Source organism: Streptomyces vietnamensis (assembly GCF_000830005.1).
Lineage (GTDB): Bacteria > Actinomycetota > Actinomycetes > Streptomycetales > Streptomycetaceae > Streptomyces > Streptomyces vietnamensis.
Window position 1 is genome coordinate 2,336,817 of record NZ_CP010407.1, and the last position, 18,984, is coordinate 2,355,800.

The 18,984-nt window shown below is 72.1% G+C and carries 17 protein-coding genes; 6 read left to right on the forward strand and 11 right to left on the reverse strand.

The features are described from left to right. The first annotated feature begins 73 nt into the window (after positions 1-73). The 3 genes from SVTN_RS10295 (at position 74) to SVTN_RS10300 (ending at position 4,988) form a co-directional block, all read left to right on the forward strand. Positions 74-2,854, forward strand: coding sequence for an N-acetylmuramoyl-L-alanine amidase (locus tag SVTN_RS10295; RefSeq protein ID WP_041133754.1), 2,781 nt, complete (start codon positions 74-76; stop codon positions 2,852-2,854). Positions 2,855-2,955: 101 nt separating this feature from the next. Next, a complete protein-coding gene (locus tag SVTN_RS46575; protein ID WP_223766914.1) occupies positions 2,956-3,012 on the forward strand; it encodes a trp operon leader peptide in 57 nt (18 codons plus the stop codon). 107 nt (positions 3,013-3,119) lie between these two features. Beyond that, the gene (locus SVTN_RS10300; protein ID WP_041128812.1) at positions 3,120-4,988 is read left to right on the forward strand and encodes an anthranilate synthase family protein; all 1,869 of its coding nucleotides are present in this window, start codon (positions 3,120-3,122) and stop codon (positions 4,986-4,988) included. Here the strand turns inward: SVTN_RS10300 and SVTN_RS10305 are convergent. The 4 genes from SVTN_RS10305 to SVTN_RS10320 all read right to left on the reverse strand — a co-directional run bounded on the left by SVTN_RS10305 (position 4,985) and on the right by SVTN_RS10320 (position 8,721). Beyond that, complete coding sequence (locus SVTN_RS10305) at positions 4,985-5,983, reverse strand: 2-hydroxyacid dehydrogenase (protein ID WP_041128813.1); 999 nt, start codon at positions 5,981-5,983, stop codon at positions 4,985-4,987. The genes SVTN_RS10300 and SVTN_RS10305 overlap by 4 nt on opposite strands. A 69-nt stretch (positions 5,984-6,052) precedes the next feature. Continuing rightward, a complete protein-coding gene (locus tag SVTN_RS10310; RefSeq protein WP_041133755.1) occupies positions 6,053-6,700 on the reverse strand; it encodes a response regulator in 648 nt (215 codons plus the stop codon). A 20-nt stretch (positions 6,701-6,720) separates the two neighbouring features. Then, the gene (gene macS, locus SVTN_RS10315; RefSeq protein WP_041128814.1) at positions 6,721-7,941 is read right to left on the reverse strand and encodes a MacS family sensor histidine kinase; all 1,221 of its coding nucleotides are present in this window, start codon (positions 7,939-7,941) and stop codon (positions 6,721-6,723) included. Positions 7,942-7,974: 33 nt separating this feature from the next. Beyond that, positions 7,975-8,721, reverse strand: a complete 747-nt coding sequence (locus SVTN_RS10320) for a lysophospholipid acyltransferase family protein (protein WP_174518248.1) — start codon at positions 8,719-8,721, stop codon at positions 7,975-7,977. 173 nt (positions 8,722-8,894) lie between these two features. Between SVTN_RS10320 and SVTN_RS10325 the strand changes: the two genes are divergently transcribed. Continuing rightward, positions 8,895-9,677, forward strand: a complete 783-nt coding sequence (locus SVTN_RS10325) for an alpha/beta hydrolase (RefSeq protein ID WP_041128816.1) — start codon at positions 8,895-8,897, stop codon at positions 9,675-9,677. After that, positions 9,670-10,311 (forward strand): hypothetical protein, encoded by a 642-nt coding sequence (locus SVTN_RS10330; protein WP_041128817.1) that lies wholly within the window; start codon positions 9,670-9,672, stop codon positions 10,309-10,311. Before SVTN_RS10325 ends, SVTN_RS10330 begins: the two co-directional genes overlap by 8 nt. Positions 10,312-10,449: 138 nt before the next feature. Here SVTN_RS10330 and SVTN_RS10335 read toward each other — a convergent pair whose 3' ends face one another. From SVTN_RS10335 to SVTN_RS10360, 6 genes are all read right to left on the reverse strand, one after another. Next, positions 10,450-11,196 (reverse strand): endonuclease/exonuclease/phosphatase family protein, encoded by a 747-nt coding sequence (locus tag SVTN_RS10335; RefSeq protein WP_041133756.1) that lies wholly within the window; start codon positions 11,194-11,196, stop codon positions 10,450-10,452. 77 nt (positions 11,197-11,273) lie between these two features. Beyond that, on the reverse strand, positions 11,274-12,215 hold the full coding sequence (locus SVTN_RS10340; RefSeq protein ID WP_041128818.1) for an ROK family glucokinase: 942 nt from the start codon (positions 12,213-12,215) through the stop codon (positions 11,274-11,276). A gap of 66 nt (positions 12,216-12,281) precedes the next feature. Further along, positions 12,282-12,731, reverse strand: coding sequence for a DUF5304 domain-containing protein (locus tag SVTN_RS10345; RefSeq protein ID WP_041128819.1), 450 nt, complete (start codon positions 12,729-12,731; stop codon positions 12,282-12,284). Between the two features lie 43 nt (positions 12,732-12,774). Further along, positions 12,775-13,914, reverse strand: a complete 1,140-nt coding sequence (locus SVTN_RS10350; RefSeq protein WP_041128820.1) for an ArsA family ATPase — start codon at positions 13,912-13,914, stop codon at positions 12,775-12,777. A 440-nt stretch (positions 13,915-14,354) separates the two neighbouring features. Further along, the gene (locus SVTN_RS10355) at positions 14,355-14,795 is read right to left on the reverse strand and encodes an SRPBCC family protein (protein WP_041128821.1); all 441 of its coding nucleotides are present in this window, start codon (positions 14,793-14,795) and stop codon (positions 14,355-14,357) included. 90 nt (positions 14,796-14,885) lie between these two features. Further along, on the reverse strand, positions 14,886-15,653 hold the full coding sequence (locus SVTN_RS10360) for a metallophosphoesterase family protein (RefSeq protein ID WP_078908282.1): 768 nt from the start codon (positions 15,651-15,653) through the stop codon (positions 14,886-14,888). 255 nt (positions 15,654-15,908) lie between these two features. On the opposite strand from SVTN_RS10360, the gene SVTN_RS10365 reads away from it, so the two are divergent. Continuing rightward, entirely contained in the window at positions 15,909-17,705 is a 1,797-nt protein-coding gene (locus SVTN_RS10365) for an AMP-dependent synthetase/ligase (protein ID WP_041128823.1), read from the forward strand. A gap of 92 nt (positions 17,706-17,797) precedes the next feature. On the opposite strand, the gene SVTN_RS10370 is transcribed toward SVTN_RS10365, so the two are convergent. Further along, on the reverse strand, positions 17,798-18,940 hold the full coding sequence (locus tag SVTN_RS10370) for a glycosyltransferase family 4 protein (RefSeq protein WP_041128824.1): 1,143 nt from the start codon (positions 18,938-18,940) through the stop codon (positions 17,798-17,800). Between the last annotated feature and the right edge of the window lie 44 nt (positions 18,941-18,984).

The following is an 18,984-nucleotide window of genomic DNA, read 5'->3' on the forward strand; positions in this document are numbered from 1 at the left end:
GACATTCATGCCTTCGTGTGGTGTTACCCTGCGGCGCGTTTCACAAGAACACAGTCGAACCACAGGGGTGGGCGTGACCCAGAGGCACCGCAGGGACCGCAAGAAGAAACGACTCTTGTACGGAGCGGCGGCGGCGGTCGTCGCCACGGCCACCATCGGCACCATCGCGGTCGCCTCACCGGGCCTCCTCGGCGCGGCGGGCGACGGCAAGCCCGGAGGCGACTCTTCCCTCCAGGAGCAGTTCGCAAACGCGGCGCGCGAGTTCGATGTGCCGCAGAGCGTGCTGATGGCGGTGTCGTACCAGCAGAGCCGGTGGGAGTCGCACGACGGCGAGCCGAGCACGATCGGCTCGTACAACGTCATGGGTCTGACGAAGGTCGACCCGGAGGACGTGGACCAGAAGGTCACCGACGAGCAGATCGATCACTTCAACGGCTCCGGCCGGCCGGAGATCGAGAAGACCTTCGACCGCGAGAAGGTCCGGCGCATCCTGGAGAAGGCGCTCGTCGACACCGACGACCCCCGGCTCCACACCCTGGACAAGGCCGCCGAGCTGATCGACAGCTCCACCCAGACCGTCCAGAACGACACCTCGGCCTCCATCCGGGCCGGTGCGGCGCTTCTCGCCGATTACCAGAAGCAGGCCGGCGCCGAGCTGTCCGACGAGCCGGGCGACTGGTACCCGGCCGTGGCGCGGTTCAGCCAGTCCCCCGAGAAGAAGGGCGCCGACCTCTTCGCGAAGCGCGTCTTCGACTCGATCAAGACCGGTGAGCGGGAGCTCACCCTCGACGGCGAGCAGGTCACCCTGCCGGCCGACCCTGCGGTCGACCCGGTCAAGCCGTCGAACGTGCCGCTGGCCGCGACCTTCGCGAGCACGACGGAGACCACGCTCCCCGAGTGCCCCGCCGGCCTCAACTGCAACGTCAAGCTGAGCGTCCCCAACTCCGCGGGGAAGAAGAACTACACCGCCGGAGACCGCCCCAACCAGGGCACGGACATCCGCCAGATCGTCATCCACGACACCGAAGGCGGCTACGACGGCTCGCTCCAGGTGCTCACCGACCCGACCGGGTCGGGCAGCGCCCACTATCTGATCCGCGCCTCGGACGGTCTGGTCACCCAGATGCTCGAGAACAAGAACCTGGCGTGGCACGCGGGCAACTGGACCCACAACATGCACGCGATCGGCGTGGAGCACGAGGGCTACGCCATCAAGGAGGGCAGCTGGTACACCCCGTCCCAGTACGCCTCCTCCGCCGCCCTGGTGAAGTTCCTCGCGAACAAGTACGGCGTGCCGATCGACCGCGAGCACATCATCGGCCACGACGAGGTGGCACTCCAGACGGACGACAACGTCGACTCGCTCCACTGGGACGCGGGCCCGTACTGGGACTGGAACTACTACATGTCCCTCCTGGGCGCCCCGCAGGGCGACAAGGGAGCGGGCGGTCTGCTCCGCGCCGGCCAGGTGGTCCGGGTGGTCCCGCCGTTCACCACGGCGAACCAGCCGACGCTGACCACCGGCGGCACGGCCGTCCCGGCGCGTCCGTCCAACTTCGGCTACCTGTACACGTCGCCCTCGACGAGCGCGACGACGCTGAAGGACCCGTACTACAGCTCGGGCTGGTCCGAGGGCTCGAACTACGGCAACAAGGTCCGCGCCGGCGGCCTCTACGTCGTCGCCGAGACCCGCACCGACTGGACGGCGATCTGGTACGCGGGTGAGAAGGCCTGGTTCTACAACCCGGGCGGCCAGTACACCGTGCCGGTGTCCGGCGCCACGACCGTGAAGCTCAAGTCGGGCCTCGCCTCGACCAAGGTCTTCGGCCGCTCCTTCCCGGACACCGCCGCCTACACCGCGGCCGGCCTGACCCCGCCGGGCGACGAGAACGACCCGCTGTCGAAGTTCACCTTCTCCTCCGGCCAGGCCTACGTGAAGGCCGGTCCCGCGGTGAAGGGCGACGACTGGTTCGGCTCCGCCCAGAAGAACGTCGTCGGCAACGTGCTCTTCGTGCCGATCCGCTTCCACCACAAGATCGTCTGGGTGAAGCAGAGCGACATCGTGGAGGCGCCCGGCGCCGCCCCCGTCGCCACCACCGACCGCTACAACGTCATCGCCCGCGACAAGGACGGCGTCCTCTGGCAGTACCAGGGCACCGGTTCGGGCACCTCGTTCCTGACGCGGTACCGGGTCGGGCCCGGGTGGGGCGGGTACAACGCGATCACGCCGATGACGGCGCTGCGGGCCGACGGGACCGGGGACATGGTCGCCCGGGACAAGGACGGCGTGCTCTGGTACTACCAGGGCAGCGGCAACCCCTCCGCCCCGTTCAAGGCGCGGCTCAAGGTCGGCGCCGGTTGGGGGATCTACAACAAGCTGCTCGGCGCGCGGGACATGAACGCCGACGGCCGGCCGGACCTGATCGCCCGCGACGCCTCCGGCGTCCTGTGGCTGTACACGAACACGGGCGCCACCCCGAACCCCTTCGCGACCCGGGTCAAGGTGGGCGGCGGCTGGAACGTCTACAACGAGCTCATCAGCACCGGTGACATGACCGGTGACGGCAAGCCGGACCTGATCGCCCGCGACACGACCGGCACGCTGTGGCTGTACAAGAACACGGGCGGCTCCCCGAACCCGTACGCCACCCGTGCCAAGGTCGGCGGCGGCTGGGGCGTCTACAACGTCATGGTCGGCCCGAGCGACCTGGACAAGGACGGCAAGCCGGACCTGATCGCCCGGGACGCCTCCGGTGTCCTGTGGTTCTACAAGAACACCAACGGCTACCCGAACCCGTACGCCACCCGCGTCTCGATCGGCAGCGGCTGGGGGATCTACAACCTGATCGTCTGATCGGGTCGCAGGTCTGATCGCAGGGCCGCGGGGTCCGTTCCGCACCGTCCACGGTGCGGAACGGACCCCGTTCCCGTGTCCCGCTGGGTTACAGTGCTCGCATGTACGCGCACTCGAACCAGAACTGGTGGTGGACCGCTCATCCGGCGGCCCACTGATCTCGCGTACACCGACAGACACGCGAAGGCCGCCCGAGGGGCGGCCTTTCTCGTACCCGGGGCCGTTCCTCCTCTCCGTACTCCGCTCGGAAGGAACGACACGCCCCATGGACCTCTCCCGTCTCCTCGACGACTCCTGCCCTCCCTTCGCCCTGCTGCGCCGCCGCACCCCCGGCCGTGACCACGACACCGTCGAGGTGCTGATCGGCCGGGTCCACGAGGCCGAGCGCCTCGCGGAGCTGCCCGTGGGCCCGCTGCCGACGCTCGCGCTCGTGCCCTTCCGGCAGATCCGGGAGCGCGGCTTCGACGTGCGGGACGACGGCACCCCGCTCTCCGTGCTCGTCGCCGACGAGGCGTACGAGCTGCCGCTCGACGAGGCCCTCGCCGCGCTGCCCGCCCATGACGTACGGGTGGAGGGCGGCGGGTTCGACGTCTCCGACGAGGACTACGCGGAGACCGTGCGGCGGGTCATCGACGAGGAGATCGGCTCCGGCGAGGGCGCGAACTTCGTGATCCGGCGCACCTACACCGGCGAGATCCCGGGCTTCGGGCGCGCCGACGCGCTCGCCCTGTTCCGGCGGCTGCTCGCGGGCGAGCGGGGCGCGTACTGGACGTTCGTCGTGCACACCGGGGACCGGACGCTCGTCGGGGCGAGCCCCGAGGTGCACGTCCGGATGTCGGGGGGCACGGTCGTGATGAACCCGATCAGCGGCACGTACCGCTACCCGGCCGGGGCCGCCCCGACCCCCGAGGACCTGCTCGCCTTCCTCGCCGACCGCAAGGAGACCGAAGAGCTCTCCATGGTGGTGGACGAGGAGCTGAAGATGATGTGCACGGTCGGCGACATGGGCGGGGTGGTGGTCGGTCCGCGGCTCAAGGAGATGGCCCATCTCGCGCACACCGAGTACGAGTTGCGCGGCCGGTCCTCGCTGGACGTGCGGGAGGTGCTGCGGGAGACGATGTTCGCGGCGACCGTGACCGGCTCGCCGGTGCAGAACGCCTGCCGGGTGATCGAGCGTCACGAGGAGGGCGGCCGGGGGTACTACGCGGGCGCCCTGGCCCTGCTCGGCACGGACGCGAACGGGGCGCAGACGCTGGACTCGCCCATCCTGATCCGTACCGCCGACATCGCCGCCGACGGACGGCTGCGGGTGCCGGTGGGTGCCACGCTCGTACGGCACTCGGACCCGGATGGTGAAGTCGCGGAGACCCACGCGAAGGCGGCGGGGGTGCTCACCGCGCTCGGGGTACGGGAGGGGCGGCCGCACGACGGGTCCCCGGTGGCGCCCCGCCTCGCCGACGACCCCCGGGTGCGGGCCGCGCTCGACGCGCGTCGTGCGGACCTCGCGCCGTTCTGGCTGAAGATGCAGGTCAGGTCGGCGGAGCTGTCCGGGCACGCGCTCGTGATCGACGCCGAGGACACCTTCACGGCGATGCTGGCGCACGTCCTGCGCTCCTCGGGCCTCGAGGTGTCGGTGCTCCGCTACGACGAGCCGGGCCTGCGGGAGCTCGCGCTCGCCCACGAGGGCCCGGTCGTCCTCGGACCCGGCCCGGGAAACCCCTCGGACGCGTCCGACCCGAAGATGCGCTTCCTGCGCGGTCTGACGGCGGAGCTCGTACGGGAACACCGCCACGGCCTGCTCGGCGTCTGCCTCGGGCACGAGCTGATCGCGGCCGAACTGGGCCTGGACATCGTCCGCAAGCGGACCCCGTTCCAGGGGGCGCAGCTGCGGATCGACCTCTTCGGGCAGGAGCAGACGGTCGGCTTCTACAACAGCTTCACCGCCCGCTGCGACGACCGGACGGCGACGGAACTGGCGCTGCACCGCATCGAGGTGAGCCGGGACGCGGAGACCGGCGAGGTGCACGCCCTGCGCGGACCGGGCTTCGCGGGGGTGCAGTTCCACCCGGAGTCGGTGCTCACGACGGACGGGGCCGCCCTGACGGCCTCGCTGCTCGCCGGCGTGCTGGTCTAGGAGGCCCTCGGGACCAGGACGTTCTCGCTGCGCCGCCCCGCGCCGTAGTCGAGGACGTTCTGGACCGTCGTGTCGATGATCTGGCCGACCGCGTCCGTCGTGTAGTACGCCTGGTGGGAGGTCACCACCACGTTCGGGAAGGTGACCAGGCGGGCCAGGGTGTCGTCCTCGACGACCTCCAGGGACTTGTCGAGGAAGAAGAGCCCGGCCTCCGCCTCGTACACGTCCAGGCCGACTCCGGCGAAACGGCCGGACCGGAGCTCGGTGACGAGGGCCTCGGTGTCGACGAGGCCGCCGCGGCTGGAGTTCACCAGGAGGGCGTCGTCCTTCATGGCCTTGAGGGCGGCGGCGTCGACGAGGTGCCAGGTGGCCTCCATGAGCGGGACGTGGAGGCTGATGAGGTCGGCCTCGGCGAAGAGCCGCTCCTTCTCGACGTACTTCATGCCGAGTTCCACGCAGGCGGGGTTCTCGGCGACGTCCCAGCCGAGGAGGTTCATGCCGAAGCCGTGGGCGATCCGGGTGAAGGCCTCGCCGATCTTGCCGGTGCCGAGGACGCCGACGGTACGGCCCCGCAGGTCACGGCCCATCAGTCCGTCGAGCCGGAAGTCGAAGTCGCGGGTCCGGTTGGAGGCGCGGACGATCCGGCGGTTGACCGCCAGGGCCAGGGTCCAGGCGAACTCGGCGACGGAGTAAGGCGAGTAGGACGAGACCCGGGCGACGGTGAGGCCGAGGCGCTCGGCGACCTCCAGGTCGATGTTGTTGAAGCCCGTGGAGCGCTGGGCGATCATCCGGGTCCCGCCGGCGGCGAGGGTCTGCAGGACCCGGTGGTTCAGATCGGCGTTGACGCTGGTGGAGATGATCTCGTAGCCGGCGGCGATGGGGGCGGTGTCCTCATTGAGGAAGACGCTCAGGCAGCGGACGTCGTGGTGTCCCTCGAAGGCCTTCTCCATGAGGGGCCGCTCGTCCGCCTGCACGCCGAATGCCAGGATTTCCACGGGATTCCCCTCAACATCACGATGGGCCGTATATGCGGAATATACGGCCCATCGTCGTCCCCGGCCGCCTCAGGCGTCGTCGAGGCCGCGCTCGATGGCGTACCGGACGAGCTCCACCCTGTTGTGCAGCTGGAGCTTGCCCAGGGTGTTCTGGACGTGGTTCTGCACCGTGCGGTGCGAGATGACGAGGCGCTCGGCGATCTGCTTGTAGCTGAGGCCCTTGGCGACGAGCCGCAGCACCTCGGTCTCGCGCTCGGTGAGCTGCGGGGCCTTCGGCTCGTCGGCGCCGGCCGCCGGGGCGGGCTCGGAGGCCAGCCGGCGGTACTCGCCGAGGACCAGGCCGGCCAGGCCCGGGGTGAAGACGGGGTCGCCGACGGCCGTGCGGCGGACCGCGTCGATCAGCTCCTCCGTACTGGCCGACTTGAGGAGGTAGCCGGTGGCGCCGGACTTGACGGCCTCCAGGACGTCGGCGTGCTCGCCGCTCGCCGAGAGGACGAGGACCCGCAGCTCGGGACGGCCGCCGACGAGCTCCTTGCAGACCTGGACGCCCGGCTTGACCGGCAGGTTCAGGTCCAGGACGAGGACGTCGGGACCGGCCGCGGCGGCGCGGCGCACGGCCTGCTCGCCGTCGCCGGCGGTGGCGACCACGTCGAAGCCCGCCTCCGCGAGGTCGCGGGCGACCGCGTCCCGCCACATCGGATGGTCGTCGACGACCATCACCTTGATCCGCTGCTCGCTCACTTCTCCCCTGCCTTCCCCCGTGGAACCTTCAACTCGACTTCCGTGCCCTGGCCGGGGACCGAGATCAGCTCGGCCGAGCCGCCCAGATCCCGCAGTCTCCCCCGGATGGACAGGGCGACGCCCATCCGGCCCTCGCCCCAGGCCTCCGCGAGGCGGCCCTCGGGGATGCCGGGACCGTCGTCCCGGACGGTGACGATCACCTCGTCCGGCCAGTCCTCGATCAGGATCCACGCGTGCGCGTCCTCGCCGGCGTGCACCCGGACGTTGTCCAGGGCGGCGCCGACGGCGTTGGCCAGCTCGCGGGCGGCGGGCGGCGGCAGCAGGACCGGGGCGCCCGGCTCGGAGAGGGTGACCTTGGCCCCGGCGCGCGGGGCGAGCAGGACGCGGAGGTCGACGGGCGCGTCGCCCGCGCCATAAGGGGGATCGTCGTCCACCTCGACGACCCGGACGAAGGCGCCCTCGGACTCGTCCTCGGAGACCAGGCTGGGCCGGGTGAGCCCGCCCGCGACGAGGGTGCGGAGGGCCACCTCCTGCTCCCCCGCCATCCGGCCGAGCTCGGCGGCCTCGCCGCCGAGCGCCGTGCCGCGCCGCTGCACCATCGCGAGGACCTGGAGGACGCTGTCGTGGATGTCGCGGGCCAGCCGCTCCCGCTCCCGGGTCGCGGCCTCGATCTCCAGGGCGCGGGCGAGGGTGCGCTCGGAGGCGCGGGCGACCTCGACGACGTAGCCGATGGCGATGGAGGCGACCCAGACCAGGAGCACGTTGTGGAAGGTGTCCCGGGTGGGGTGCCCGCGCTCGACGATGTTGGCGACGGCGACCAGGGAGGAGGCGACGCCGGCCCAGCGCCAGCCGCCCTTGATCGCGAACGCGAGGACGGATCCCGCGGTCCATATCGACGGCAGGGTGGGGCCGTCGACCGACTGGGCCTGGGCGTCGACGAGCGGGGTGAGGAGGATGCCGACGAGGGCGACGGCGAGGTCGGCGCCGAGGAAGCGCTTGGTGCAGCTCGCCGCGTTCGCCACCTTGGGGAGGGTGGCGAGGGTCCAGACGCCCAGCACCGCCAGATAGGCGACGGCGATCCAGGGCCGCTCGTACCGCTCCCGGCCGAACACGAAGATCAGCACCGCGTAGACCATCGTCAGGACGCGGTAGCCGGTCAGCGCCCGCCACAGCGGCAGCTCGACCGACATGCGCACGACACGCTCGCGCTTGGCCATCTCCCCCACCCCCGGAAAACCCCTCGCGGGGACTTACGCGCCGGACTCTTCCCGAGCGGCGATCTCGGCCTTGACGGCCTCCTTGGCCGCCTTCTCCGCCTCCGCGATCTGCCGCTTGGCGGCGGTCGCGTAGATGTCGACGTACTCCTGGCCGGACAGCTTCATGATCTCGTACATGACCTCGTCGGTCACCGAGCGGAGGATGAAGCGGTCCCCCTCCATGCCCTGGTAGCGGGTGAAGTCCAGCGGCTTGCCGATCCGGATCCCCGGGCGCATCAGCTTGGGGACGACCTTGCCGGGCGGCTGGATCTTCTCGGTGTCGATCATGGCGACCGGGATCACTGGCGCGCCGGTGGCCAGGGCGACGCGCGCCAGACCGCCGGGCTTGCCCCGGTAGAGGCGGCCGTCGGGCGAACGGGTGCCCTCCGGGTAGATCCCGAAGAGCCCGCCGCCCTCGATGACCTCGATGCCGGCCTTGATGGCCGCCTCGCCCGCGCCGCGGGCACCCGAACGGTCCACCGGGAGCTGGCCGACGCCCTTGAAGAAGGCGGCGGTGAGCTTGCCCTTCACACCCGGGGTGGTGAAGTACTCGGCCTTGGCGATGAAGGTGACCTTGCGGTCCAGGACGGCGGGCAGGAAGAAGGAGTCCGAGAAGGACAGGTGGTTGCTCGCGAGGATCGCGGGCCCCTCGGCGGGGATGTTCTCCAGACCCTCCACCCAGGGACGGAAGGCAAGCTTCAGGGACCCTCCGATGGAGAACTTCATTGCGCCGTAGATCAACTCGCCATGCCTTCCGTGTGCCGTCGCCCCGACTTTATCCCGTACCGACGCACGGCCCCCGCTACGGCCCTGGTCGGTGTCGGTCCGGTCGCGTACCGTGAAGGTCCTTCCCCATCTTCCGTCGCTCCGGCGCACCCGCAGACGCCGGAGTCGCAACCGAACAGGAGACCCCGGTGCCGGTCCTTCCCGGAGCCGAGCCGTACCGCCATGAAGGCGGAGAGGTCGGCGTCCTTCTCTGTCACGGATTCACCGGTTCCCCGCAGTCGATGCGCCCGTGGGCCGAGTACCTGGCCGAGCGCGGCCTGTCGGTGTCGGTGCCGCTGCTGCCCGGCCACGGCACCCGCTGGCAGGACATGCAGCTCACCACCTGGCACGACTGGTACGCGGAGGTGGACCGGGCCCTGCGCGAGCTCCAGGAGCGGTGCCGGACCGTCTTCGTCTTCGGCCTCTCCATGGGCGGGGCCCTCACGCTGCGGCTGGCCGCCCAGCACGGCGACGCGGTGCGGGGCATCGTCCTGGTCAACCCGGCGAACAAGGTGCACGGCCTCGCCGCGCACGCCCTGCCGGTCGTCCGGCACCTGGTCCCCTCCACCAAGGGCATCGCCAGCGACATCGCCAAGGAGGGCGTGACCGAGGTCGGCTACGACCGGGTGCCGCTGCACGCCGCGCACTCCCTGCGCCGCCTCTTCCAGACCGTGGACGCGCAGCTCCCGCAGGTCACCCAGCCGGTGGTACTGCTCCACAGCCCCCAGGACCACGTCGTGCCGCCCGCCGACTCGGCCCGGATCCTCTCCCGGATCTCCTCGACGGACGTCAAGGAGATCCTGCTGGAACAGAGCTACCACGTGGCGACGTTGGACCATGATGCAGAGCGGATCTTCGACGAGAGCCTGGCCTTCGTCGAGCGTCTGGCCCCGGATCTGGTCGACGGGAAGGGAAGCAGGAGCGGTGGCTGAGCAGCAGGACGGCGACGGGCGGGAGCCGCAGCCCATCGACGAGGAGGCGGCCTGGGCCGCGATCGTCGCCGGGTACGGCGAGGAGCCCGCGGACCCTCCGGGGGCGAAGCCGTTCCGGCCCGTCGAGAACCTGTCGCTTCCGGAGCCCGAAGACGGGGCCGACGAGGACTCCGGGGAGATCCGGCCGGTGAAGGGCACGGCCTGGAAGCCGAGGCCGAAGCCCCCGGTCGAGGACCCCGAGGCGGACGAGGAGCCGGAGGCGGGTCCCGAGCGGCCCGCGCTCGGCAGCTCGATCGTGTTCGCGCCCGGTGTGCTCTCCGGCGGCCCCCGCGACTACTCGCCGGCCGAGCCGGACGACGCGGCGGGCGGTGCCGACGAGGGCCACTTCGTCCCGCCGGAGCCGCCGCCGCTGCCCGAGGCGGACACGACGACCAAGTTCGCCTGGCTCGCGGTCGTCGGCGGCCCGGTCCTGATGCTGCTCGCCGTCCTGCTCCAGTGGGACATGACCTGGTGGCTGACGACGCTCTGCGTGGGCGGCTTCCTGGGCGGCTTCGTGACCCTGGTGGCCCGCATGAAGCACGACGACGACGATGACGACGGCTTCGACGACCCGGGCCGCGGGGCGGTCGTCTGATTCTCGACGCCGCCCTCGCACCACTCGGCGCCGGGGCGCCTCCCGGCCACGCGGCGGAGCCGCATGTGTCACTGCGGACGGCTGCGCCGGCCTCCGGCCGCCGGGCAGGTGGCCGGGCAAGTCGTGCCGGGTGCGGCCTCAGGACGCGGCAGGCACCCGGACCGCCGCCAGCACCGGAAGGTGATCGGTGGCGGCCCGCAGGTCCGCCGGGTCGAGGTGGGGCGGGACTCCGCAGCCGAGGAACTCGACGCCCGGGGTCGCCAGGATCGCGTCGATGCGCTGGTGCGGGTCGGCGGGGGTCGAGGTGTGCTCGCCGCCCCAGGGGCTGACCGCCCAGCCGTCCTGGAGCTCCTCCGTGAGGCGGGTGAAGGCGGGGCCTCCGGGGCGTTCGTTCAGGTCGCCGGCGACGAGGGCGTACGGGGTGCCGAGGGCGGCGACCCGGTCGAGGACCATCCCCGCCTGGGCGTACCGCTCGTCCTCGCGCAGGCTCAGGTGGCAGCTGACCAGACCGACCCGGGCCCCGGCGAAGCGGACGACGGCGGTCGCGAGGCCGCGCCGGTGCAGGCCGGGGGTGAGCGGCAGCAGGACGTCCTCCGTACGCTCCACCGTGGCCCGCAGGGAGCACAGCAGCATCGGTCCGGCGGCGGTGGCTCCGCCGCTGAGCATGACCAGCTCGCTCTTGGCGGCGAGCCGGGCGGCGTGTTTGCGCCAGCGGAAGAAGCGCGGGGCCTCCTGGACGAAGACGAGGTCCGGGGCGCAGGCGCGGATCACCCGGGCGAGGGCGTCCTCGTCGTCGCGCATCGAGCGGACGTTGTAGCTCAGGACCCGGAGGACGGCCGAACCGTCGCTCTCGGTGCGGGAGTTGGGCAGCTCACTGATCGCCATGACGGCCAACATACGACGACCGCCCGCCGTGTCCGAGAGGACGCGGCGGGCGGTCGTCGTACGGCTCCGTACCGGGTTCAGCCCTGGCGGGCGAGGTCGGCCGCGCCGACCAGGCCGGCCTTGTTGCCGAGCTGGGCCGCGAGGACCTGCGCGTGCGGGCGCCACTGGCCGCCGATCAGCCAGCGCCGGAAGGACTTGCGGATCGGGTCGAGGACGAGGTCGCCCTCGTCCGAGACGCCGCCGCCGACGATGAACGCCGAGGGGTCGAAGAGCGAGGCCAGGTCGGCGAGGCCGGCGCCGGCCCAGCGGGCCAGCTCGCGGAAGGAGTCGACGGCCACCGGGTCGCCCGCGCGGGCGGCCTGGCTGACGTGCTTGCCCTCGATGCCCTCCGGGGTGCCGTCGCCGAGGCCGAGGAGGATCTCCGCGCGCTCCGGGGTGGCGTTGGCGCGCTGCTTGGCGTACCGGACGAGCGCGCGCCCGGAGGCGTACTGCTCCCAGCAGCCCTGGCTGCCGCAGCCGCACAGCAGGCCGTCCGGGACGACCCGGATGTGGCCGAACTCGGCGGCCACGCCGAAGCGTCCGCGGCGCAGCTTGTTGCCGATGATGATGCCGCCGCCGAGGCCGGTGCCGAGGGTGATGCAGATGACGTCCTCGTGGCCCTTGCCGGCGCCGAACTTGTACTCGCCCCAGGCCGCCGCGTTGGCGTCGTTCTCGACGACGACGGGCAGGCCGACCCGCTGCTCGACCTTGTCCTTCAGCGGCTCGTGCCGCCAGTCGATGTTCGGCGCGAAGAGGACGGTGGCACGCTTGTCGTCGACGTAGCCCGCGGCTCCGATGCCGACGGCCTCGATCTCGTACCCCTTGCCGGCCTCGGAGACGGCGGCGCAGATGGCGTCGACGATGCCTTCGGGGGTCGGCGGGGTGGGCACGGTGTGCGTGTCGAGGATGTTGCCCTCCTCGTCGACCACGCCGGCCGCGATCTTCGTGCCGCCGATGTCGACGCCGATGGTGAGTCCCATGTGTCCCTCAGTTTTCGGTCGAGCCCCGCTAAGGCCCACCGTACCCGAGCGGGGGTGGCCCGCCGCTCAGTCGAGGTCGATGTGCTGGCCGGTTCCGGGCCCCTCGTCGTCCTTGCGGGGCGTGTCCGGATCCGCGTCGCGGCGCGGGTCGTCGGCATCGGGTACGGCGCCGCCGCGGGTCCAGCGGCTCTCGTGGCCCTCGACGGCGGAACGGTAGGCGGCGAGCAGCTCGCTGCCGGCGGCGGCGAGGTGGTCGAAGACCTGCGGGTTGCGCTCGATGACGGGCTCGACGACGGCCTTCGCCTGGTTGACGAGCTGCTGCACGGTCTGCGCGGCCTGGCCGCCGAGGAGCGGGTTCCCGAGGCTGCCGGAGACCTTGTCGGCCACGGCCTCGAAGAGCCTGCGGAACTCCTCCGCGGGCGAGCCGGGCTCGGCCGCGCGCTGCGCCCGGCGGCGGGCCTTCTCCGCCTCCAGGTCCTCGGCACAGGCCTTGGCCCAGGCGTCCGAATCGCTCATGGCGTACTCCTCAGTGGCTGCGTACTTCGACGGTACACGCGCCTCAGGGGGTACGGGGCCAGAGCCCGGGGTCGGGCGTGAAGCGCACCCGGAGGTCCCCGTCGACGAGCCCGGCGCCGGTGACGGTGCAGCGGCGCAGGGCGCCCGGCAGCGGGACGCCGCGGCGGAACGCGCCCGCCGTCAGGAGCAGTTCGTCACCGCGGCGGACGAGGGAGAGCTCCTCCTTGACGGCCCCCGGCAGGGGGATGTGCCAGACGAGGACGCCGTCCTCCTCGCGCCGGTCCTCGACGGCCCACTCCGGTACGGGGACCGTCTTCTCGGTCCGGACGGGCGAGAGGAGCACCAGGTCCTCGGCCCCGCGCGGGGCCCTGCCGAGATGCGGCAGCTCGTACAGCTCGCCGGTGGTGGCGGTACGGAGCTCCGCGAGGTGCCGGTGCTGTTCGGCGGTGAGTCCGGCGAGCCAGGGGTCCTCGGAGGCGGCGGGCAGGATCCGGTTGGCGACGACGGCGTCGAGGGCGAGGCGCTGGACGGCGAGACCGAGCCGGGCGGTGCGCAGGGCGCGGGCGGCGCCGGGGCCGGGTTCGAGGACGAGCCGGACGGTGGTGTCGGGGTCCTCGACGACGGCCTGGACGGCGGCGAGCTCGGCCTCCCAGCGGGCGGTCGTCTCGTACAGCCACTGCGCGGGCATGGGGACGCCGGCGAGCTGGGCCAGCATCGGGCGCAGGGCGCGGGCGGCCTGGCGCTCCGGGGGCAGCAGGCGGCGCAGATAGCGGCGGAGCTGCCCGGGCAGAGCGAGCAGGGCGAGGGCCTCGGGGAGCGGGGGCAGATCGACGACGGCGAGCTCGTGGTCACCGGCGGCGGCGTCGCGCAGGGCCCTGAGCAGGGCGAACTGCCGGCTCCCGGGGAGCTCGGTGAGCTCGGCGTCCTCGAAGGGGGCGGTGCCGAGGAGGTCGAGGGCGGCGGAGGAGCGGGCCTGGAGGGCGAGGAACTCCCGCCGGAAGTCGTCCCCGGGGCGGGGGCGCAGGAGCTTCACGCCCTCCATCGGGTCGGCGTCCTCGGAGACGAGCAGGACCTGACGGCCGGCCTGCGCCTGCGCTTGCGCTTGCGCCTCGGCGAGGGCGGTGGCGGCGGCGAGGGTGGTGCGTCCGGCGCCGCCGGGGCCGGTGACAAGGATGATCCGCATGCCCGGGAACGTTACCGGTGCACCCCCGCCACCTGTGGCGGGCCTGCGCCCCGACGGGGCGGTGCCCACCCCGTTGTGGGCAATCGTTCCGCTGGGGCGGAACGGGTGGGCACAACGGACCCGCGCCCTGCCGGCGCCCGAGGCTTCCGCGCCTGGACCCGCACCACGTCGTGCGGCGCCGTTGGGGTGCGGGTCCAGGCGCAGGGGGCGGGGGCGCGGCCAGGCGCGCCGTCCCGTGTGCCCACCCGTCCCGCCCCAGCGGGACGATTGCCCACACGGCAGCGGGTGCGGGCTCTCCACGCGGGCGCGGGGCGAAGGTCCAGCCGGGTGCGGGCCCCGCACGGGGGGGCGGGCCGGGGCACCGCCCGGCCGGGTGCGGCCTCGCACGGGTGCCGGGCGGAGGTCCAGCCGGGTGCGGGGCCCCGCGGGGTGTGGGGGCGTTACGCGCCCGATTCCACCCGCTGCTTCAGGCCCGCCAGGGCCCGGTCGATGATGACCTTCTCCGCCTTGCGCTTGATCATGCCGAGCATGGGGATCTTGACGTCCACCGTCAGCTGGTACGTGACCTCGGTGCGCTTGTCGCCGAGGGGCTTCAGCAGGTACGAGCCGTCCAGGGAGCGGAGCATCTGGGACTTGACCAGGGTCCAGGAGACCTCGTCGTCCCCGGTCCAGGTGTACGCGAGGGTGTGGTCGTCCCGGATGGCGCCCGCGTCGAGGAGGAGGCGGACCTTCTCCGCGCGGCCGGCCTCGTCGACCGACAGCACCTCGGCCTCCTTCACCTCGCCGGTCCACTCGGGGTAGCGGGCGAAGTCGGCGATCACGCCCATGACGTCGGCCGGCGCCGCCTCGATGGTGATGCTCGAGCTGGTGTGTTCGGCCATCGCGGTGGCTCCTCCACTGTGCGGTCCGGCGGAAGTAAAAGGGGCACAGACGTGCCGACGGAAGGCTATCGCGCCCCCGTGGCCGCGCCGTCACCACTCCAGGGCGAAGGGCTTCCCCGTCGAGGCGAAGTGGCCGACGTTCACGCACTCCGTCCGGCCGATCCGCATCCGCCGGACCAGCGGCTGGTGGACGTGGCCGAAGAGGGAGTACCGGGGCCGGACGCGGTGGATGGCGTCGAGCAGGGCCCGGCTGCCGCGCTCGAAGCGGCGGGCCACGGTGTCGTACGTCAGCTCCGCCACGTCCGGCGGGATGTGGGAGCAGAGGACGTCGACGTCGCCGAGGGCCTCGACCTTCGCCGCGTACTCCTCGTCGGAGATCTCGTACGGGGTGCGCATGGGCGTGCGCAGCCCGCCGCCGACGAAGCCGAACACGAGCCCGCCGAGCTCGATCCGCTCGCCGTCGAGGACCTTCGTCCCCGCCCCGGCGAAGTCGGCCCAGAGCTGGGGGATGTCGACGTTCCCGTAGGTGGCGTACGTGGGGGTGGGGAAGGCGGCGAAGAGTTCGGCGTACTGGCGGCGGACCGCGGCCTCGATGGCGGTGTCGCGGTCGACGTCGAGCCCGGCCCAGAGGCTGCGGCCCAGGTCACGGGCCTCGTCGAAGCGGCGGGCGGTGCGCAGCTCGACGAGCCGGTCGGCGTTCTCGGTGCCGAAGAGGTCGGGGAAGATGCCCCGGCTGTGGTCGGCGTAGTCGAGGAAGAGGACCAGGTCGCCGAGGCATATCAGGGCGTCGGCGCCCTCCCCCGCCTTGGCGAGGTCGCCGGCGTTGCCGTGCACGTCACTGACCACATGGACTCGCATGAGCCCACCTTAGGGGGTGTCACCTGCGGTTACTTGGGAGTCGTGAAACCTGTGGATTACTGTGCGCAGAGCACCGTCATGCATGTGTGACGCACGGAACATCTGGCCGGGACCCCCTATCGGGAACCATGTACTGGTGGGTAACGTCCGAGCGGTCCAGTCGTGCTCACCCCCACTGAGCACCTGCCCGATCATGGACTTCACCGGTGCATCACACAGAGCCGTGGCGCCGGCGCCCGATGAGGAGCAGCAGTCTTGCGCGAGTTCAGCCTTCCGGCCCTGTACGAGGTCCCCGCGGACGGCAACCTGACGGATCTCATCCGCCGCAACGCCTCCCAGCACCCAGACGTCGCCGTGATGGGGCGCAAGGTCGACGGCGTCTGGACGGACGTCACCGCCAAGCAGTTCCTCGCCGAGGTCCGCGGGGTCGCCAAGGGTCTGATCGCCTCCGGCGTGGAGCCGGGTGACCGGGTCGCGCTGCTCTCCCGTACGCGCTACGAGTGGGTGCTCCTCGACTTCGCGATCTGGAGCGCGGGCGCGGTGACCGTGCCGGTGTACGAGACGAGCTCGCCGGAGCAGATCCAGTGGATCCTCGGCGACTCGGGCGCGACGCTGGTGCTCGTCGAGAGCGCCGCGCACCAGGCCGCGGTGGAGTCCGTGCGGGCGAACCTGCCGGAGCTCAAGGGCATCTGGCAGATCGAGCACGACGCGGTCGCGCAGCTCACGGCCACCGGCGCGGACGTCTCCGACGAGCTGCTCGACGCGCGCATGTCGGCGGCGAACGCGGACGACCCGGCGACGATCGTCTACACCTCGGGCACGACGGGCCGCCCCAAGGGCTGCGTCCTGACCCACCGGGCCTTCTTCGCCGAGTGCGGCAACGTGGTGGAGCGGCTCAAGCCCCTCTTCCGTACGGGCGAGTGCTCGGTGCTGCTGTTCCTGCCGGCCGCGCACGTCTTCGGGCGGCTCGTCGAGGTCGCGTCCGTGATGGCGCCGATCCGCCTCGGCTGCGTCCCGGACATCAAGAACCTCACGGACGAACTGGCCTCGTTCCGGCCGACGCTGATCCTGGGCGTGCCGCGCGTCTTCGAGAAGGTCTACAACTCGGCGCGGGCGAAGGCGCAGGCCGACGGCAAGGGCAAGATCTTCGACAAGGCCGCGCACACGGCCATCGCGTACAGCAGGGCGATCGGCACCCCGCAGGGCCCGTCCTTCGGTCTGAAGCTGAAGCACAAGGTCTTCGACAAGCTGGTCTTCAGCAAGCTGCGGGCGGTGCTCGGCGGTCGCGGCGAGTACGCGATCTCGGGCGGCGCTCCCCTCGGCGAGCGGCTCGGCCACTTCTTCCGGGGCATCGGCTTCACGGTCCTGGAGGGCTACGGCCTGACGGAGTCGTGCGCGGCGACCGCGTTCAACCCCTGGGACCGGCAGAAGATCGGCACGGTCGGTCAGCCGCTGCCGGGTTCGGTGGTGCGGATCGCCGACGACGGCGAGGTGCTGCTGCACGGCGAGCACATCTTCTCGCGGTACTGGAACAACGAGGCGGCGACCGCCGAGGCGCTCGCGGACGGCTGGTTCCACACGGGTGACATCGGCACGCTCGACGAGGACGGCTACCTCGCGATCACCGGCCGCAAGAAGGAGATCCTGGTGACGGCGGGCGGCAAGAACGTCGCCCCGGCGGTCATCGAGGACCGGATCCGGGCGCACGCGCTGGTCGCGGAGTGCATGGTGGTCGGCGACGGGCGTCCGTTCGTGGGCGCGCTGGTCACGATCGACGAGGAGTTCCTCGGCCGCTGGGCGAGCGAGCACGGCAAGCCGGCCGGTTCGACGGCGGCCTCCCTCCGGGACGACGCGGAACTCATCGCGGAGGTCCAGCGGGCGATCGACGACGGCAACGCGGCGGTCTCCAAGGCGGAGTCGGTCCGCAAGTTCCGTATCCTCCCGGCCCAGTTCACGGAGGAGGCGGGCCACATCACCCCGTCCCTGAAGCTGAAGCGGAACGTCGTCGCGAAGGACTTCGCGGACGAGATCGAGGCCATCTACACGAAGTAGGGGCGCGTACGGGAAACGGGAAGGGGCCGGGCGATTCGATCGCCCGGCCCCTTCCCGTACTCCGGGGGCTGCCCCTCCCCGTACTCCGGGGACTACAGCAGCTCGCGCAGCCGTTCCGCGAGCAGGTCCCAGCGCCACTTCTCCTCCACCCAGGCCCGGCCCCGCTCGCCCATGCGGGCGCGGAGTTCGGGGTCGAGGAGGAGGGTGGTGACGCGGTCGGCGGTCTCCTCGGCGGACTCGCCGCGGACGACCCAGCCGGTCTCGCCGTCGAGGACGGCGTCGGGCGCGCCGCCGGAGTCGCCGGCGACGACGGGCAGGCCGGTGGCGGAGGCCTCCAGGTAGACGATGCCGAGGCCCTCGACGTCGAGGCCGCCGCGCCGGGTGCGGCAGGGCATGGCGAAGACGTCGCCGGCCCCGTAGTGGGCGGGCAGTTCGGACCAGGGGACGGCGCCGGTGAAGCGTACGGATCCGGCCACGCCGGTCTCGGCGGCGAGGCGGTGCAGGTCCTTCTCGTACGGTCCGCCGCCGACGATCAGGAGGACGGCGTCCGGGACCCGGCTCAGGATCGCGGGCATGGCCCTGATCAGGGTGTCCTGGCCCTTGCGGGGGACGAGCCGGGAGACGCAGACGACGACGGGGCGGTCGCTGAGCCCGAGGCGGGCGCGGACCTCGTCGCCGCCCGAGTCGGGGTGGAAGGTCTTCTCGTCGACGCCGGGCGGGAGCTGGACCATGCGGCCGGCGGCGGCCGGGGTGAGGGCGCTCGCGATCCGGGAGCGGGTGTACTCGCCGAGGTAGGTGATCGTGTCCGTGCCCTCGCCGATGCGGCGCAGGAGCTGCCGGGCGGCGGGGAGCTGGGCCCAGCCCGCCTCGTGCCCGTGGGTGGTGGCGACGAGCCGCTTCGCGCCGGCCCTGCGCAGCGCGGGGGCCATCAGGCCGAGCGGCGCGGCGGCGCCGAACCACACGGACTCGCAGCCGTGCTCGCGGAGCAGCGCGGTGGCGCGGGCGGTGACCCGAGGAGTCGGCAGCAGCATGGTGGTGCGATCCCGTACGACCGTGAAAGGCTGTTCGGCGTCGAACGCGGCCGTCGCCTCGATCCCTTCACGGCTGCGCTTCCACGTGGAGGCGTAGACCACGATCCGGTCGGGGTCCAGGCGGAGCGCCATGTTGTGCAGGAAGGCCTGGATTCCGCCGGGACGCGGCGGGAAGTCGTTGGTTACGATCAGGGTCTTGTGCATCGTGGCCGACAGTACGCGATCGCATCCACCGCCCGGCAACACGG

Bases quoted from the DNA above. Each gene is read 5' to 3' on its own strand.
- SVTN_RS10340 (WP_041128818.1), bottom strand. From the start codon at position 12,215: ATGGGACTCACCATCGGCGTCGACATCGGCGGCACGAAGATCGCGGCC.
- SVTN_RS10355 (WP_041128821.1), bottom strand. From the start codon at position 14,795: ATGGCCGAACACACCAGCTCGAGCATCACCATCGAGGCGGCGCCGGCC.
- SVTN_RS10345 (WP_041128819.1), bottom strand. From the start codon at position 12,731: ATGAGCGATTCGGACGCCTGGGCCAAGGCCTGTGCCGAGGACCTGGAG.
- SVTN_RS10310 (WP_041133755.1), bottom strand. From the start codon at position 6,700: ATGGTCGTCGACGACCATCCGATGTGGCGGGACGCGGTCGCCCGCGAC.
- SVTN_RS10350 (WP_041128820.1), bottom strand. From the start codon at position 13,914: ATGCGGATCATCCTTGTCACCGGCCCCGGCGGCGCCGGACGCACCACC.
- macS (WP_041128814.1), bottom strand. From the start codon at position 7,941: ATGGCCAAGCGCGAGCGTGTCGTGCGCATGTCGGTCGAGCTGCCGCTG.
- SVTN_RS10300 (WP_041128812.1), top strand. From the start codon at position 3,120: ATGGACCTCTCCCGTCTCCTCGACGACTCCTGCCCTCCCTTCGCCCTG.
- SVTN_RS10360 (WP_078908282.1), bottom strand. From the start codon at position 15,653: ATGCGAGTCCATGTGGTCAGTGACGTGCACGGCAACGCCGGCGACCTC.
- SVTN_RS10370 (WP_041128824.1), bottom strand. From the start codon at position 18,940: ATGCACAAGACCCTGATCGTAACCAACGACTTCCCGCCGCGTCCCGGC.
- SVTN_RS10335 (WP_041133756.1), bottom strand. From the start codon at position 11,196: ATGGCGATCAGTGAGCTGCCCAACTCCCGCACCGAGAGCGACGGTTCG.